Raw genomic sequence first — 15891 nt, 5'->3', positions numbered from 1 at the left:
GTGGACACCCGCGGGCCCGCGTGCTGTCATGCGCGCCGCCATGGGTGGCATGGGCCGCACCGAGCTGTTCCTCGTCGTCCTGCTCGCGCTCGCCGTCGTCGGCGTGGCGTGGTTCCTGCGCACGGGCGCCTGGAAGCGCGGGCGCATCGGGATCGTGGCGGCCGCGGTGCTGGTGGGGCTGCTGCTGCTCACCCGGCGCGTGGGGTGGGGCGAGCTGGCGGTCGTGCTGGTGCTGGCGGGGATCCCGTTCTTCCTGCTCGCGCCGCGGCGGCGCTGAGGCCGGCGAGCGCTAGCGCCCCGTGCACGTGCCGGAGGGCGCCGCGAGCATCATCAGCTTGCCGGAGAGCCGGTCCACGAACATCTGGTAACCGCCGGAGCAGCCGGGCGAGTACTCGAGGTACACGCCGGGGGACTGCGGCGAACAGGTCGCGTCGGCCTGCACGCCGTACTGCAGCACGAAGGTGTCGCCGTTCGCGAGCGGGACCGCGGTCTCGGCCAGCACCTCGAACGCCTCGGGGTCCTCGCACGGGGTCCAGCGGTACTGGGCGGCGAACTGCTCACGGTCGACCAGGGACCAGGAATCGAGCCACAGGTAGCGCTCGGACATCGGCGGCCCGGCGACGCGCTCATCGAAGGCCACGATCTCCGCACGGCCCTCCGCGCCGAGATCGGCGAAGTACGCGTCGAGCCAGGTCGTTCCCGAGCTGCCCTCCTGCAGCGTGCGCACCAGGATCGAGATCCCCTGGTAGTTGTGGCTCATGGCCGGAACGGGACCCGAGCCGAGCGACCAGTGCACGGTCCTCGCCCCGGACGCGTCCGTGTCCACGCTCACCACGGCGTTCATCCACAGCTCGATCGAGTCCCTACCGGGATCCGCGACGTCCACCGGCTCGGGCTCGAGGCCAAGGGTGATGACGCGGTGGGTCCGCAGCACGGTGCCCGTGACGCGCTCGAGGCCGGTCGCCGGGTCCACGGCGCCCACGCGCGCCACCTGCTCGCCGCCGTCCGCGGACCGGATCACGGCGCGGACGATCGTCCCCTCGCTCGTGTCGGAGTAGCGGTCCAGCAGGGGGATCCAGGCGTGCCCGGTGACGAAGAAGCTCTTCGCGCCGAACGGCCGGTAGGCGACGTCGGTGACCACGTACGGCAGGACCACCTCCTGCGTGTCCACGACCTCCCACTCGGCGCAGCCGCAGGAGCCACCGGTGCGCGCGGCCCGGAGACAGCCGGCGGGGACCGCGCAGTCGCCCGTGCTGCAACCGGAGAGGCCGATGGCGGCGGCGGCGAGGAGGGCGAGGACGGAGAGTGCACGCATCGGAAGGCGCCTTTCGCGGGAAGCCCGGCGCCCACCGTACGCCATCACACCCTGCGTGAGAACACGGAAAGAGAAACGGCCGGGTCGCCCCGGCCGCTCCCGTGCGCCTGCGTCGATCCGCCGCGGCTACTTCTTCATCGCCTTCTCGGCGTCCGCCTTGGACAGGTAGACCTTGCAGTCGCCCGAGACGACCCAGGCCTCCTTGGAGTCCTTGATCATCCAGAACATGTCCTTGTTGCACTGATCCTTCTTGTCGCCCTTGTGGATGATGTAGTTCACCCGGCCGTTCTCGAACTCGCTCGCCGGGATCGTCCAGAAGATGCCGAAGTCGTCCTTGCCGCTCGGCTGCATGGGCTTGAACCAGGTCACGCCCTTCAGCGGACGGTCCGACATCTGCTTCGCCGCCCACTCGTCCGACGCCTCGGACTTCGCCTGGAAGCTCTCCCAGCTGTGGAGCGCCCAGCCGTCGTAGCTGCCGTCCGCGCGGTGGTAGTGGAGCGTGACGTTGTCACCCGCGGCCGCCGCCTTCTCCTCGGCCGCCGCCGGCCCCGCGAACCCCATCACGGCGGCGATCAGGCCGGCCGCGAGCACCTCGAAGATACGCTTCATGACGGTTCCCTCCTGCACTCACTGTAATCCGCGAAGCCGGTGAGGCCGGGGGAACCTGCCCCCCGGCCCCGCCGGTGATGCGCTGCCGCTAGAACCAGGTCTCGACCTGGGCGCCGAACGTGACGCCGTGCTTCTTGTCGCCGAACACGGCCGACGGGCCGTTGCCGTTCGGGCCGGAGTAGTACACGGCGTTCCAGCTCTGCAGGAACCCGGCCTCGGCGGTGTTCCAGTTCGCGTACGTCACGAAGAGCCGGAGCTCCGGACGGACGAAGAACGCGCCGCCCGGCCCGGGGGGGCCGGCGAGATGGTCGGGGCGAAGGACGCGGTGAAGAGCGTCGCGTCGTCCTTCGGCGGGTCCTTCGGCTTGAAGGACTGGTAGCCGACCTCGGCCTGCAGCTTGAAGTAGTCGTTCACGTGGTAGACCGGGCGCGCGCCCAGCGACCAGGTCTTGAAGCTGTTCCACGGGCCGTCGCCGCCGTACTGGTGCGTGACGTCCTCGTAGACGAACGCGAGCATGCCGGAGAACAGCGAGTTCGGCTGCACCACCATCTGCTCCACGATGCGCCAGCGCTCCGCCTTGTCGCTGTTCTGCGGCTCGGGGTAGCCGGTCATCGGCGCGATGGTGCCGGTGGCGTACTGGAAGGCCAGCTTGTTGAAGCCGCCCAGCAGGCCGGGCTGCACGTGCTGCAGGGTGAACATCGGGCTCACCTTCTGCACGTCGGCGCCGCGCGGGCTGCCGCTGTTGATGGCGAGCTCGGCGCCCAGCTCGAGGTTGCCGCCGAAGAAGAACGGGATCGAGTAGATGCGCAGGTCGGGGCGCCAGATGGCGGTCTTGTCGCTGCGGTCGTAGCCGAGGCCCCAGCCGCCCTTGTTCTGCAGCACCGCGAAGGCGACCTTGGCGAAGCCGGCCAGGTCCACGTCCTCGATGCCGGCGCCCTGGCCCGAGGCGTCCCAGTAGAAGAAGTCGAGGATGTGGAGGTCGTTGCGGCGGTAGTACCGGTTGCCGACCCACACCGCCGCGCCGCCCATGAAGGGCAGGTTCTTCGCGATGATGTAGTTCTGCCGCAGCGCGAACTCGTTGATGGCGGTGTTGCCGCCGCTGTTGTTGTTGAGCGGCTCCGCGTTGCGGAGGCCGCCGGTCTTGTAGTGCAGCATGCCGACGTAGTCGAACTGCACGCCGCTGCGATCCCGGTACAGCGTCTGGCCGAACTCGAGCTCGGCGTAGGTCTCGCACTCGTTGCCGAGGCGGAACTTGTAGCCGACCGGCGCGGTCAGGAAGCAGACCTGGTTGCCGCCGTCCTCGTTGCCGCCGATGCCGGTGCGCAGGTACCCGTGAAGCTCGACCGCCTGCGCCGGGATCGCCGTGAAGGCGATCGCCGCCGCGAGGATGCCGACCAACGTCTTTCTGGCGTTCATGTGATCTCCCTGGTGATGCTCCCGTGCTGCTCCAGCGGGCCGTGCCGGCCCCGCCCTCCTCCCACTCTCGTTCGCCGTCCCTCCCCCGCTACTTGCGGACCATCTTCAGCGTGGCCGGCTTCTTGACGGTGCCGTCCGGGTTGCACTCGTAGGCGAGCATCTCGTGCTGCGCCGCGATCTCCGACTTGTCGCCCACCGCCTTGCCCGCGAGCACGTCCATCACGTGCGGATCGCAGTCGGTGTCGGTGCCGCCGCCGAAGCGGTGCTGGCCCTCGTACTCGTTCACCTTGCGGGTGAGCAGGTCGGTCTTGTCCGGGAAGCCCTCGTTCGACTGCATCAGGACCTGGTAGCCCCACTTCGCGATGGAGCCCTCCCAGGTCCTTCTTGCTCACCGTGCCGGTGATGGTGCGGCCCTTCCCGACGGTCTCGTCGGGCACCACGATGGCGGCGAGCAGGTCGGCCGCCTTCTGCTTCGCCTCGGAGCGCACGCGGCCGGCCGGCTGCGGCGAGAGGATCACCACCTTGTTCCAGGCGGAGTCCTTGGCGAACTCGACGTTGGTGCCGGGCAGCCCCCTGGTGAAGCTCGGGCCCTTGCCGGTCTGGATGTGGACGAACGCCATCTGCACCGAGAAGTTCGCCGGCGCCGGCATCCCCCACGGATCCTCGAGGTCGGAGTTGACCGTGATCTCGAAGGTGACCTTGTCGCCCTTCTCGGTGACCTTGAGCTGCGTGAGGTCGAACGAGCCGGCCTTGTACACGGGGTCGGTCGGGTAGACGTACTTGCCGGGCCCGTTGTCGTCGCCGACCGGGTCCTTGAACACGACCTCCTGCGCCGCGGCGGTGGTGGCCGCGAGGGCGGCGAGCGCTGCCAGGACGAGACGGTGAATCATGGTTCGACTCCTCCGAGTGCCGCGGGTCGCGGCGTGGTTCAGCCCTTCACGCTGCCGGCGGTGAGGCCGGACACGAGGTACTTCTGGAGGTACAGGAACAGCACCACGACCGGGATCGACACGATGATCGAGCCGGCCGCGAAGTACCCCCACTGCTGCGAGAACCCGCCGACGAAGAAGCGCAGGCCGACGGGGGCCGTGTACATCTCCTCCTTGTCCATGAACGTCGCGGCGAGGATGAACTCGTTCCACGCGGTCATGAACGAGAACAGCGCGGTGATGGCGATGGCCGGCTTCGCGAGCGGCACCACCACGGTCCAGAACACGCGCGCGGGGCCGGCGCCCTCGATGATGGCCGCCTCCTCCAGCTCGCGCGGGATGGTGTCGAAGTAGCCCTTCAGCATCCACACGCAGAACGGGATGGCGGTGGTGGCGTACATGAGCACCAGCCCGGTGCGCGTCGAGCCGAGCCCCAGCCACGTCACGATGATGATGTAGAGCGGGATGAGCATCAGCGTGCCGGGGAACATCTGCGACACGAGGAATGACATCATCCCGGCGCGCCGCCCGGGGAAGCGGAAGCGCGAGAACGCGTACGCGGCGGTGGACGCCAGGAACACCCCGAGCACGGTGGTCGCGGCCGACACGATCACGCTGTTCAGCATCCAGCGCCCGAACGGCTGGTCGCGGAACACCGCCGTGAAGTTCGCCGCGCTGAAGCGCTCGGGCCAGGGGATCACGGCGCGCAGCAGGTCGAGCTTGCCGGGATCCGCCGGGAGCGAGGCGAGCGCCAGGCTCTGCCCGCCGGAGAGCGCGATGCTGATCACCCAGAGCAGCGGGTACACGGCGACGAGCACCATCACCACCAGCACGGCGTGCAGGATCCAGTGCGGGATCCGCTCCTCGCGGCGCGACGCCATCAGATCCCCTCCGTGGCGCGCGTGACCCGGTTCTGGAACACGCCGTAGGCGAGCAGGATGAGGAAGATGACGGTCGAGTACGCGGCCGCGTAGCCGTAGCGGTACTGCTGGAACGCGTACTTGTACGCCTGGGTGATGAGGATCTCGGTGGTGCCGCTCGGATCGCCGCCCGTGACGAGGAAGATGATGTTGAACATGTTGAAGGTCCACACCACCGAGAGGATCACGGCGGGGACCAGCGCGGGCTTGAGCGACGGGAGCGTGATGGCCTTGAACTGCTGCCACCGCGAGGCGCCGTCCACCCGCGCCGCCTCGTAGAGATCGGCCGGGATCGACTGCAGGGCGCCGAGCGAGACCACCATCATGAACGGGAACGAGAGCCAGCCGTTGGTGGCGAGCGCGGTGAGGTAGGACGTGAACGTCTCGTCGAACCAGGAGAGCGGCTCGAGGCCGAACAGCATCCGCGCGTAGTTCACCACGCCGAACTGCCGGTGGAACATGCCGCGCCAGATGAGCGCGGTGATGTAGTTCGGCATGGCCCAGGGCAGGATCAGGAGCACGCGGTAGATCGGCCGGAACGCCAGCCCCTTGGTGTTGAGGATGAGCGCCAGCACCAGCCCCACGGAGACGCCGATGGAGACGTTCGTGACCGTCCAGATCACGTTGAACGCGAGCGTCCAGTAGAAGGACGGGCTGCCGTCCGGCATGCGGAACGCGAACGTCCGCAGGATCTCGACGTAGTTCTGCAGGCCCACCCAGATCTCGGTGAGCGGCGCGCTGGTGTTGTACAGGGTCTGCCCGGTGAACGAGAGCACCACCCCGTACAGGAACGGGAAGAACACCAGCACCAGCATCCCGAGCATCGCCGGGATGGCGTAGGCGTAGGCCACCCGGTGGCGCACCAGGGCCGCCCGGGCCCGGGCCGCGCCGCCGAGCGCCACGAACAGCACGAGCGCGAGGCCGACCGCCGCGGAGAGCCCGAGCGCGCGGACGCCCTCGCCGCCCCCGCCCGCGAGCCGCAGCGCCCAGGCCGCGAACCCGCCCACCCCGGCCGCGTAGAGCACGAGCGCCGCCGCCAGGGCCGGCCCGCGGCGGGCCGCGGCGCGCCGCAGCGGCAGGAGCGCGAGCAGCGGCAACGCCACCGCGGCGAGCGCGGCGGGCACCCCGGGCGCGGCCGGCGGGGGCTTCGCGGGCCGGTCCACCTCCACCGCGCCCACCACCGCGCCGTCCTTGCGCACAGGCGCGCCGAGCGCGTAGCGGCCCTCCAGCCGCTCCACCTCCACCTCGGCGCGCGCGAAGCCCTGCTCCGCGTTCTCCAGCACGATGCCGCGGAGGCGCTGCGCCTGGTCGTAGGCCCACTTCTCGTCGCGCAGCAGCCGGCGCGGGGCGGCGCGCTCGCCCACGTCGCGCGGGTCGGTCGAGCCCTCCAGCCGCGCGCCGGACACGATCACCAGGCGCCCCACCGTGCCGGCCGGCTGGTCCGCCTGCCAGGCGGAGAGCGCCGCGCGGGCGGCGTCGCCCTCGGCGCCGGCCTGCTCCACCGCCTTCGCGAGCCGCGTGGCCCCCACCGCCTCCGCCCTGGCCCGCTCCTCGTACCCGCCGGCCGAGGCCGCGCGCAGCCACGCCCAGGAGAGCGCGACCGCGACGGCGAGGCCGGCGGCGAGGGCCGCGAGCGCGCGGGGCCAGTGGGAGGCGGGGCGCGTCACTTGCTCTTGCGGAGGTTCGCGACGTCGGCCGCGACCTTGGCCTGCGCCTTGGCGAGCGCGCCCTTCGCGTCGCCGCCGCGGGTGATCGAGCCCATGGCGGTCGTGGCGGGCGACCAGACCATGGTCATCTCGGGCAGGTTGGGCATGGGCACCGCCACGTCCACCTGCTTCTTGAACGCGGCCAGCACCGGGTCGGCCGCCACCTTCGGATCCGCGTAGACCTTCGCGTTGGCGGGGCTCTGCCGGCCCTCGAGCGCCATGATCCGCGCCGCGTCCAGGTCGGTGGCGTACTTCACGAAGTCGAAGGCGGCGTCCTTGTTCTTCGAGGGCGCGGCCACGTAGACGCCCTCCACCGTGGTCCACGGGCGCATGGGCTTGCCGCCCGCCTCGGTGAGCGCCGGCAGCGTGGTGACGGCCCAGTCGATGCCCGGCGCGATCTCGCCGAGGAACCAGTTGCCGGAGAACACCATCGCCGCCTTGCCCTCGTTGAACAGGGAGGTGATGAGCGCGGTGGACGGCTCGGCGGGCATGAAGCCCGCCTTGATCCAGGCCTGCAGCAGCTCCGCCGCCTTCACGTTCTCGGGCGCGTCGAGCACCGGCTTGCCGGCGTCGAACACGCGGCCGCCGAACGCGTTCTGGAGGGCCGCGTGGTAGTAGTAGTCGGCGTAGGAGTACGCGAGGCCGAAGCGGCCCGCGCCACGCTGCGTGAGCTTCTTTGCGAGCGCCTCCAGCTCCGCGCTGCTCTTCGGCGGCGCCTTCACCAGCTTCTTGTTGTAGACGAGCGCGATGCACTTGTAGTTGAGCGGCAGCCCCCACACGCTGCCGCGGTAGGTCATCGCCTCGAGGGTGGAGGGGATGAAGCGCGCCTTCAGCGCGTCGTCGAGGAAGAAGTCGATGGGCTCGACGGTGTTGCCCGCCTCGATCCAGCCGCCCAGGCGGTCCTGCGCGAAGATGAAGACGTCCGGCCCCTTGCCGCGCGGCACCGCCGCCGAGATCTTGTCGGCGAACGCGTCGTACGGGACCGCCAGCGTGGTCACCTTGTTCGGGTTGCCCGGGCGCGCGTTGTACGCGGCCACCACCTTCTCGAAGGCCGACTTCTCGGCGCCGCGGTAGGCGTGCCACACCACGACCTCCGCCGCCGAGGCGAGGCCGGGGAGCAGCAGGGCGGCGAGCAGGGCGAGCAGCGAGCGGTTCCGCATGGTTCTCCTCCTCGCGCCGCCATCACAGGCGGCGCTGGGTCTCGGCGTCGAACAGGTGAAGGTGGTCCAGCTCGACCTGCACCTCGAGCTGGTCTCCGATGCCCGGGATGGCGTGCGGCGCCTGGCGGAAGACGACCGGGTCCTCGCCGGCGCGGGCGTGCACGATCACCTCGTCCCCGAGGGGCTCGGCGATGTCCACGGTGACCGGGATGCGCGCCGACTCCCCGCGCGGCGCCCGGCCCAGCTCGACCACGTTCTCGGGCCGGATGCCCACCGTCACCGCGGCCCCGTCGCGCGCCGCGGTCGCGGCGCGCAGGGCGGCCGGCACCGGCAGCGAGAAGCCCGCCGCCGCGATGCGCCCGCCGCCGCCCTCCAGCCGCGCCTTGAAGAAGTTCATGGGCGGGCTGCCGATGAAGGCGGCCACGAACAGGTTGGCCGGGCGCTCGTACAGCTCGAGCGGCGCGCCCACCTGCTGGAGCTTGCCGGCGTTGAGCACCGCGATGCGGTTGCCCATGGTCATCGCCTCGACCTGGTCGTGCGTGACGTAGATCGTGGTGACGCCCAGGCGCGCCTGGAGCTTCTTGATCTCCGCGCGCATCTGCACCCGCAGCTTCGCGTCGAGGTTCGAGAGCGGCTCGTCGAACAGGAACACCGACGGCTTGCGCACGATGGCACGGCCCAGCGCGACGCGCTGGCGCTGCCCGCCGGACAGCTCCTTGGGCTTGCGGTGGAGCAGCGCGTCGATGCCGAGCACCTGCGCCGCCTCGGTGACCAGCCGGTCCATCTCGGCCTGCGGCGTCTTGCGGATGCGCAGGCCGAACTCGAGGTTCTCCCGCACGGTCATGTGCGGGTAGAGCGCGTAGCTCTGGAACACCATCGCGATGTCGCGGTCCTTGGGCGGGACGTCGTTCACCACCCGGCCGCCGATGAGGATCTCCCCCCCGGAGACCTCCTCCAGCCCGGCGATCATCCGGAGCGCGGTGGACTTGCCGCAGCCGGACGGGCCGACGAGGACCATGAACTCGCCGTCCTGGATCTCGAGGTCCAGCCCCTCGATGACACGCGTCTCGCCGAACCGCTTCGCGAGATTCCTGAGGACGACCCCCGCCATGCCCCACCTCTCGGCCGCCTCGGCCCAGGCCCGTCCGATGGCGCCCATGTCTAGACCGCCGCGCTCCGGGTGAGGGTTAGCCAAATGGGGCCTGCGCGCAATGCGGCCAATGTACGCAAACCCCCATTTATGCGGGGTTAGCGACGAATCGCCGCGCCGGGTGCGGGCTTGGCCACCACCACCCGCGCCCCGCGACCCGGCACCTCCAGCGCCATCCCACCGGGGCCGGTCGATATCGCCCCGCCCTCCAGGGCGTCCTCCAGCTCCCGCCCCTCCCAGGCGGGCGGGACCGGAATCCGCAGGGAGAGAGGCGCCTTGCCGCGGTTCACCGCCACCAGCACCGCGTCGTCCCCGTCCCGCCTCAGGAAGACCAGGCCGTCACCGTCGGTCGCGAGCGGCTCGTGGGTACCGCGGGACAGGGCGGGGTGCGCGCGCCGCAGCGCGACGACCCGGCGGTAGAACGCGCGCATTGCCTCGTCGCGCGGCTTTCCGGCGCCGGGGAGCACGTCCATTTGCCCCCATGGCATGTCGGAGCGATTGTCCGGCCACTCGCCGATGGGCCGCGCCACCTCCTCGCCGTAGTAGAGCGTCGGGATCCCCACGGTGGTGAGCTGCAGCAGCGCGGCGAGGCGGAACAGCGCGCGATCGCCGCCGAGCAGGTGCAGCGCACCGGGCTGGTCGTGCGAGGAGAGGTAGTGCGCGAGCAGGTGCCCGGCCCGGACCTTGTGGCGCGACGCGAGGTAGCGCTCGTAGGCGACGGTGCGGCCCCGGCCGAGCAGCCAGCCGACGGTCGAGCCCTGGAAGCCGAAGTCGAGCCCGGCGTCGAGCGTGTCGGCGGCGAAGTACGGGTCGAGGGACTCGCGGTCGCCGCCCCACAGCTCGCCGAGCAGGAAGAACCCCGGGACGAGCTCCGCGCGCACCCGGCGCCGGTGGAGCTCCCAGAAGTCCGGCTCGACGTGCTTCACGGTGTCGAGCCGGAAGCCGTCCACGCCCGAGCGCTTCGCCCAGCCGAGCTGGGCGGCGAGCAGGAACTCGCGGACCTCGGGCCGCTCGGTCTTCCAGTCGGGCAGGCCGGCCAGGCAGCTCGTCAGGTCGTCGTCGCCGCAGTCGCCCACCACGTTGTTGCGCAGCCAGGGGCGCGTCCTCGGGTCGCGCAGGTAGGCGGTGTCGTAGCCGGCGTGGTTGTAGACCACGTCGAGCAGCACGCGGATGCCGCGCGCGTGGCAGGCGTTCACGAACGCGGCCAGGTCGGCCTCGCTGCCGAAGCGCGGATCGAGGCGCGACAGGTCGTCCATCCAGTAGCCGTGGTAGGCCCAGTCCGGGAACCCGGCGCCGCTCACGTAGCCGGGGATGTTGCGCACCAGCGGGTTCACCCAGATCGCCGTCACGCCCAGCGCGGCGATCTCGTCGAGGTGCGCGGTGAGGCCCCGCAGGTCGCCGCCGTGGAACGTGCCCTTGCCGGCGAGGTCCACGTCCCGATCGTTGGCGCGGTCGCCGTCGGCGAAGCGATCCACGAGCACGAAGTAGAGGACCTCGTCCTGCCACGGGCGCGGCGGCAGCGGGCGGGGCGGCGCCTCGGCGAGCGCGGCCGCCGCGGCGGCGCCGGCGGGCGGGCCGGAGGGCGCGCGCGGCGCGCAGGCCGCGAGCGCGAGCGCCGCGAGGCAGGGCAGGAGCGCGGCCGCGAGGCGGGCGCGGCGGAGGGCGGGCGAGGACGGCATGGGCGGCATCTTCCGCCCGGGGATCCGGGCCGTCAGCTTTCCCGTCGGGGCGCGGTCCGCCGCGCGCTCCCGCGCTATCTCACCACCGCCACCGACCCCGGCGCGCCGGGCAGCAGCGTCACCGACTCGGCGAGCGAGACGAGGTGGAAGATGCCCTCGCGCCCATCGTAGGCGGCGGTGAGCTCCTGGCCGACCACGGCCTGCGGGCCGGAGGCGGAGCGGACCACCACCACCGCGCCGTCGCGGAGGCCGGGCGCCTTCGCGATCCCCCCTCGAACGCGGGGAGGAGCTGCTGGTAGGGCGTGAGCGCGGTGCCCGGGAACGGGCGGAAGAGCTGGTAGAAGCGCGCCGGCGACACCGCCGCGGCGTACGGCCCGTGCCGCCCCGCCGCGTCGAGCGCGGCGAGCGCCGCGAGCAGCGCGTCGCCGGCGCGGCCCGGGTCGGCCCAGTCGCCCGCCGGCACCTCGACGAGGCCGGGGTGATCGAGCAGCCCGCGCACCCCCGCGCCCGCGTGCCCCTCGAACAGCAGCCGGTCCTCGGCGCGCGCGATCCGGCGCGCCGCCTCGGCCGCCTCGGTGAGCGTGAGCGGCTCGCCGCGCCGCTCGAGCGCCTCCACCGCCCGCGCGCCGAGCCGGAACGTCCGGTGCAGCACCGGGAGCGCGCGCACGCTCGGCACGTGCACGTGCGTCTCGTCGCCCGCCCCCGGCTCGTCCTCGCCGCCGGCCGGCGCGTCCTCCGCCACCCCGGCGCGCGCGTCGAACCCGAGCGGCCCGACCACCCTGAGGAGCCGCCGCCCGGCGCGCGCCTCGGCGGCCGCCGCCCCGATCGCCTCGTCGATCCGGTCCCACACCTGCTGCCCGAAGGGCGCGCCGTCGCGGTCCTGCCAGCTCATCGATCGCCCTCCCGGCCCGCCCGCCCCTCGACGTCCGCCGTGCCGGCCGCCTCGCGGGCCTCCTCCTCGCGCACGATCGGCCCGGCGTGCCCGGTGTGCATCCGCAGCATCCGCGCGAACACCACGTCGTTGCGACGGATCCACTCGAGCACCATCATGGCGTGCTCCACCTCCTCGTCGCGGTTGTGCTGCAGCACGCGCTTCAGCTCGGGATCCGAGGCGGCGTCCACCCGCTGCTGGTACCAGTCGATCGCCTCCAGCTCCTCCTGCAGGGAGACGAGCGCCCGGTGGAGGTCCCTGGTCCGCGCCGAGAGCGCGTCCTCGCGCTCGTGGAAGCCCTGCGATGCACCCGCCATGTCGGAAGGGGTGCGCAGGCGCACCGGGCGCGCCAAGCCCCCGCGCGAACCGTCGCTTCCGCGCCGGCGCGGTTCGTGGCATGGAAGCGTGGGTGGAGAGCCCCGCTTCCTTCCTCGAGCGCTGGCACTACGGCGGCCTGTTCGCGGTGATCCTGGCCGAGGAGGCGGGCATCCCGCTGCCCCTCCCCGGCGACCTCTTCATCGCGGCCATGGGCTTCCTCGCCCACTCGCACCGCGCCGCGTTCCTGCCCACCGCGGCAGTGGTGACCTCGGCGACCGTGCTCGGCGCGACGGTGCTCTACCTCGTCTCGCGCCACGCCGGCCGGCCGCTGCTGCTCCGGGTGGCGCGGCGCTTCGGCTACACCGAGGCGCGGGAGGCGCGCCTCGAGGCGTGGCTCACCCGCCGCGGCGCGGCGGCGGTGGTCGTCGGCCGGCTCATCCCCGGGCTGCGGATCGTGATGACGGTGGTCGCGGGCGCGCTCCGCCTGCGCCAGGGCACGTTCGTGGCCGGCACGCTGGTCGCCGGCGCGCTCTGGGCGACGATCTACTTCTGGCTGGGCTGGGCCCTCGGCGCCGGCTACGCGCGGCTCGCCGGCGAGGTGCGCCTCGAGGCGCTCTGGCCCTGGGCGGCGGCGGCCGGGGTGCTCGCGGCGGGCGCCGTGCTCGCCTGGCGCGCGCGCCGGCGGGCGGCGGCGGCCGCGGCCGGTTCCGTCGAGAGCCCGCCCTCCGGGTCGGCCGGCTGAGGCGTACGCTGCGTGGCGCCGCCGGGTGGGTCGGCGGTCGCGCCGCGGGCCCGCGCTGTCTAGCTTCGGTACGTGGCAGCCACCGGAAACGTCGTTCGCAGGGTGGTCCTCGTCGAGGACGACCCCGGCATGCGGGAGGCCATCCGTGCGCTGCTCGTGCGGGTTGGCTACCAGGTGGCTCCCGCGGTGGACGGGGCGGAGGCGTGGGAGCTGCTGGCCCGCGGCCCCCGGCCGGCCGCGGTGCTGGTGGATCTCTACACCCCGCGCATGACCGGCCACGACCTGGTGGCGCGCATCCGCCGGACGCCGCGCCTCGCGGTGGTGCCGATCATCGCCATGAGCGGCGAGCGCGCCTCGCGCGACCGCCCGGCCGCGGAGGCGTTCCTGGAGAAGCCCTTCTCGCGCGAGCAGCTCGAGTGGGCGCTCGAGCAGGTGGGGGCGGACTGATCCGTCCCTGATCGCGCCGCCGATCGGCCTCCCGGCCGGTCAGGGCTGCGGCTGCGCGTCGGTGCCGGCCGCCTGCGCCGCCGCCGCGCGGGCGCGCGACCGCTCCCGCCAGCGCATCGCGGCGGGCAGCGCCAGCAGGGCCGCCGCCAGGCACGCCACCTCGCCGAGGACCGCCAGGAGCCCGAACGAGATGAGCGCCTGGTTCCGGGCGATGAGCAGCGACGAGTAGCCGATGATGGTGGTGAGCGAGCAGAGCGCCACGGCGCCGCCGGTGGTCCGGACGATGTCCGCCACCGAGCCCGCGTGGTCCACCCGCCGGCGCTGGAAGATGTTGGTGGCGTAGTCCACGCCGATGCCGAACGTGATGGGCAGCGCGATGAAGTTCAGCATGTTGAGCCGGAGCTGGAGCGCCCCGGCGAGCCCCATGAACCAGAGCACGCCGACGCCCAGCGCCGCGAGCACGCCCAGGGCGTCCCCGAGCGAGCGCACCGAGCGGCGCCCGAGCCCGAACGCGATCATCACCAGCGCCACCACCCCGAGGAGCGACAGCACCGTGGCGCGCGGGCCGTCGCGCTCGATCGCGTCGAGCACGTCCGCGAATACGAGGGTGGAGCTGGCCATGGGCAGGTCGGCGCGCGGCATCGGCACCGAGCGCAGCTCGCGCGCGAAGCGGCGCACGTCGAGCCCGTTCCAGACGTCCATCCGGCCCGAGGGGTAGACCAGCACCGGGGTGCCCACGCGCCCGTCCACCTCGGTGAGCTGGCGCCGGATCATGTCCGGCAGGTCCTTCGCGCCGAACGGGCGCAGGTCCGCCGGCGGGAGCACCTGCTCGATGGCGAGGCGCTTCTCCGGCGAGAGGAAGGAGAGGTTCTCCGGGGTGGCGAGCGCGCGCAGCTCGCGGACGAGCGGGAGCTTCGCCTCCTGGCCCTCCGGCACGAACGCGGCGATCGAGAGCACGTGCCCGAAGGTGGTGTCGGGCGTCGCGCGCATGTGCGCGTCGAGCGCCTTCGCGATGGCGCGCGCCTCGCCCTCGTCGCGGGCCAGGATGGCGGTGGGCGAGAGGTGGTCGCCGTGCAGCGCGTCCACCCGCTGGTCCCACCAGCCCGGGCCGCCCTCGGCGAGCGCCGACTGGTCGCGCAGGCGGCGGAAGTCGTGCTCGATGGGATCCCGCGACCAGCGGACCACCAGCACGGCCGAGGCGATCGAGAGCAGCACGGCCACCGTGACCATGCGGCGGGGCGCGCGCTCCACGATGGCCGAGATGGCGTAGGTGAAGATGGGGCGGGCCGGGCGCTGCCCCTGCCGCGGGATGGGCGCGCGGCGCTCCCACGCGAGCACCAGCGCCGGGGTCACCGCGTAGGCGGAGAGCCAGGAGAACGCCATGCCCAGCCCGCCGATGAGGCCGAACTGGTTGAAGCCGCGGAAGTCGGTGGAGAGCAGCGAGGCGTAGGACACCCCCGCGGCGAGCGCCGCGGTGAGGGTGGCGAGCCAGGTGTTCGCGAGCGCGGTCACCATGGCGGGCCCCGGAGCCTGCCCGCGCCGGCGGTCCTCGAGGTACCGCGCGAACAGGATCAGCCCGACGTTGATCCCGTTGCCCACCACGATGGACCCGAGGAAGGCGGTGTTGGAGTTGAGGTGGCCGACGAAGATCTCGGCCAGCCCGAACGTCGCGAAGGTGCCCACCAGGAGCGGCGCGCCCACCGCGAACACGGCCTTCCAGGTGCGGTTGTAGACCACGACCGAGGCAGCGACCGCGAGCAGCACCAGGATGGTGGCCCACACCAGGTCCTCGGCGAGCGCGTCGTGCTCGAGGATGTTGTTGGCCACGTAGCCGCCGTAGCCCACCTCGATGCCGGCCTTCGCGGGATCGAGCCGCGCGACCGTCTCCTTCACCACCCGCTCGAGCGCGACCACGTCGCGGTAGTCGTCGGGCGGCGCGTCCAGCCGGATGACCATGGCGAGCGCGGTCATGGTCTCGCCCGGCTCGCGGCCGGGCACCTCGCCCATCACGTAGCCGCTCGGGAACTTGCCGAGCAGCCCCTTGCGCTCGCCGGCGATCCGGTCGACCAGCCCCTCCACGTCCGGCGCCGGCCCCTCGGCCTTGCCCGCCTGCCGCGCACGCTCCCACGCCACCCGCGCGCCGAGCGTGTCGCGCAGCGTGGCCAGCTCCTCGCGCGAGAGGAACAGCAGCAGGCGCGGCTTGAAGAAGTCGCGCGCCTCGTCCACGCGGTACTCGACCCACCGCAGCAGGCCCGGCGGCGCGTCCTGGAGCGCGTCGTTCAGGTCGTCGGCGAACAGCTGCAGGGCGAGCGGGTCCTTCCCCGCCAGCACCACCGAGAGCTCGGCGAACCCGCCGATGCGCTTCGTGAGCGCCTCCAGGTCCCGCGCGCTCCGGCTGTTGGCGGGGAGCAGCTCCGACATGTCGGGGCGCAGGTCGGCGTACAGGCGGAACGTGCCGTACCCGCCGGCCAGGGCCACCAGGGCGGCGACGGCGAGGATGGCGACGCGGCGCCGCTCGGAGAAGCGGACGAAGGCTTCGATGATGCGCATGGATGGCGTCTTCTACCTC

The 15891-nt window shown here is 72.6% G+C and carries 14 protein-coding genes and 2 pseudogenes; 3 read left to right on the top strand and 13 right to left on the bottom strand.

Annotated elements, in window-relative coordinates:
* Positions 1 to 40 precede the first annotated feature (40 nt).
* Positions 41 to 277 (top strand): hypothetical protein, encoded by a 237-nt coding sequence (locus ACOQFB_RS22700; RefSeq protein ID WP_237757929.1) that lies wholly within the window; start codon positions 41 to 43, stop codon positions 275 to 277.
* Positions 278 to 289: 12 nt separating this feature from the next.
* On the opposite strand, the gene ACOQFB_RS22695 is transcribed toward ACOQFB_RS22700, so the two are convergent.
* The 12 genes and pseudogenes from ACOQFB_RS22695 to ACOQFB_RS22640 form a co-directional block, all read right to left on the bottom strand.
* Entirely contained in the window at positions 290 to 1315 is a 1026-nt protein-coding gene (locus ACOQFB_RS22695) for a hypothetical protein (protein ID WP_421610502.1), read from the bottom strand.
* Between the two features lie 126 nt (positions 1316 to 1441).
* Positions 1442 to 1924: a pullulanase-associated domain-containing protein gene (locus ACOQFB_RS22690; RefSeq protein ID WP_059437756.1), complete on the bottom strand. Its 483-nt coding sequence runs from the start codon at positions 1922 to 1924 to the stop codon at positions 1442 to 1444.
* Between the two features lie 88 nt (positions 1925 to 2012).
* The gene (locus tag ACOQFB_RS22685; RefSeq protein WP_494492379.1) at positions 2013 to 2168 is read right to left on the bottom strand and encodes a hypothetical protein; all 156 of its coding nucleotides are present in this window, start codon (positions 2166 to 2168) and stop codon (positions 2013 to 2015) included.
* On the bottom strand, positions 2165 to 3340 hold the full coding sequence (locus tag ACOQFB_RS22680) for a carbohydrate porin (protein WP_494492378.1): 1176 nt from the start codon (positions 3338 to 3340) through the stop codon (positions 2165 to 2167). Before ACOQFB_RS22680 ends, ACOQFB_RS22685 begins: the two co-directional genes overlap by 4 nt.
* A gap of 88 nt (positions 3341 to 3428) precedes the next feature.
* A pseudogene (locus ACOQFB_RS22675) lies at positions 3429 to 4230 on the bottom strand (glucodextranase DOMON-like domain-containing protein).
* Positions 4231 to 4268: 38 nt separating this feature from the next.
* The gene (locus tag ACOQFB_RS22670) at positions 4269 to 5150 is read right to left on the bottom strand and encodes a sugar ABC transporter permease (RefSeq protein WP_059437753.1); all 882 of its coding nucleotides are present in this window, start codon (positions 5148 to 5150) and stop codon (positions 4269 to 4271) included.
* Entirely contained in the window at positions 5150 to 6856 is a 1707-nt protein-coding gene (locus ACOQFB_RS22665; RefSeq protein ID WP_494492377.1) for an ABC transporter permease subunit, read from the bottom strand. The genes ACOQFB_RS22670 and ACOQFB_RS22665 overlap by 1 nt, the downstream gene beginning before the upstream one ends.
* Positions 6853 to 8055 (bottom strand): extracellular solute-binding protein, encoded by a 1203-nt coding sequence (locus tag ACOQFB_RS22660; protein WP_421610501.1) that lies wholly within the window; start codon positions 8053 to 8055, stop codon positions 6853 to 6855. The genes ACOQFB_RS22665 and ACOQFB_RS22660 overlap by 4 nt, the downstream gene beginning before the upstream one ends.
* Before the next feature lie 22 nt (positions 8056 to 8077).
* Positions 8078 to 9166 carry an ABC transporter ATP-binding protein gene (locus ACOQFB_RS22655; protein WP_059437750.1) on the bottom strand — a complete coding sequence of 363 codons (1089 nt, stop codon included), beginning with the start codon at positions 9164 to 9166 and terminating at the stop codon, positions 8078 to 8080.
* A 137-nt stretch (positions 9167 to 9303) separates the two neighbouring features.
* Entirely contained in the window at positions 9304 to 10893 is a 1590-nt protein-coding gene (locus ACOQFB_RS22650) for an alpha-amylase family glycosyl hydrolase (protein ID WP_421610500.1), read from the bottom strand.
* A 65-nt stretch (positions 10894 to 10958) separates the two neighbouring features.
* Positions 10959 to 11776, bottom strand: a pseudogene (locus ACOQFB_RS22645) (family 1 encapsulin nanocompartment shell protein).
* On the bottom strand, positions 11773 to 12132 hold the full coding sequence (locus ACOQFB_RS22640; protein WP_059439270.1) for an encapsulin-associated ferritin-like protein: 360 nt from the start codon (positions 12130 to 12132) through the stop codon (positions 11773 to 11775). The pseudogene ACOQFB_RS22645 and the gene ACOQFB_RS22640 overlap by 4 nt, the downstream one beginning before the upstream one ends.
* A 92-nt stretch (positions 12133 to 12224) precedes the next feature.
* Between ACOQFB_RS22640 and ACOQFB_RS22635 the strand changes: the two genes are divergently transcribed.
* Together ACOQFB_RS22635 and ACOQFB_RS22630 are read left to right on the top strand one after the other, a co-directional pair.
* A complete protein-coding gene (locus tag ACOQFB_RS22635; RefSeq protein ID WP_237758177.1) occupies positions 12225 to 12875 on the top strand; it encodes a DedA family protein in 651 nt (216 codons plus the stop codon).
* Between the two features lie 72 nt (positions 12876 to 12947).
* Entirely contained in the window at positions 12948 to 13322 is a 375-nt protein-coding gene (locus tag ACOQFB_RS22630; protein WP_059439266.1) for a response regulator, read from the top strand.
* Positions 13323 to 13361: 39 nt separating this feature from the next.
* Here the strand turns inward: ACOQFB_RS22630 and ACOQFB_RS22625 are convergent, their stop codons facing one another.
* A complete protein-coding gene (locus ACOQFB_RS22625; protein ID WP_059439267.1) occupies positions 13362 to 15872 on the bottom strand; it encodes an efflux RND transporter permease subunit in 2511 nt (836 codons plus the stop codon).
* Positions 15873 to 15891 lie beyond the last annotated feature (19 nt).

The organism is Anaeromyxobacter sp. Red801, assembly GCF_049201065.2.
GTDB lineage: Bacteria > Myxococcota > Myxococcia > Myxococcales > Anaeromyxobacteraceae > Anaeromyxobacter.
This window is presented reverse-complemented; position numbering and strand designations above follow the sequence as displayed.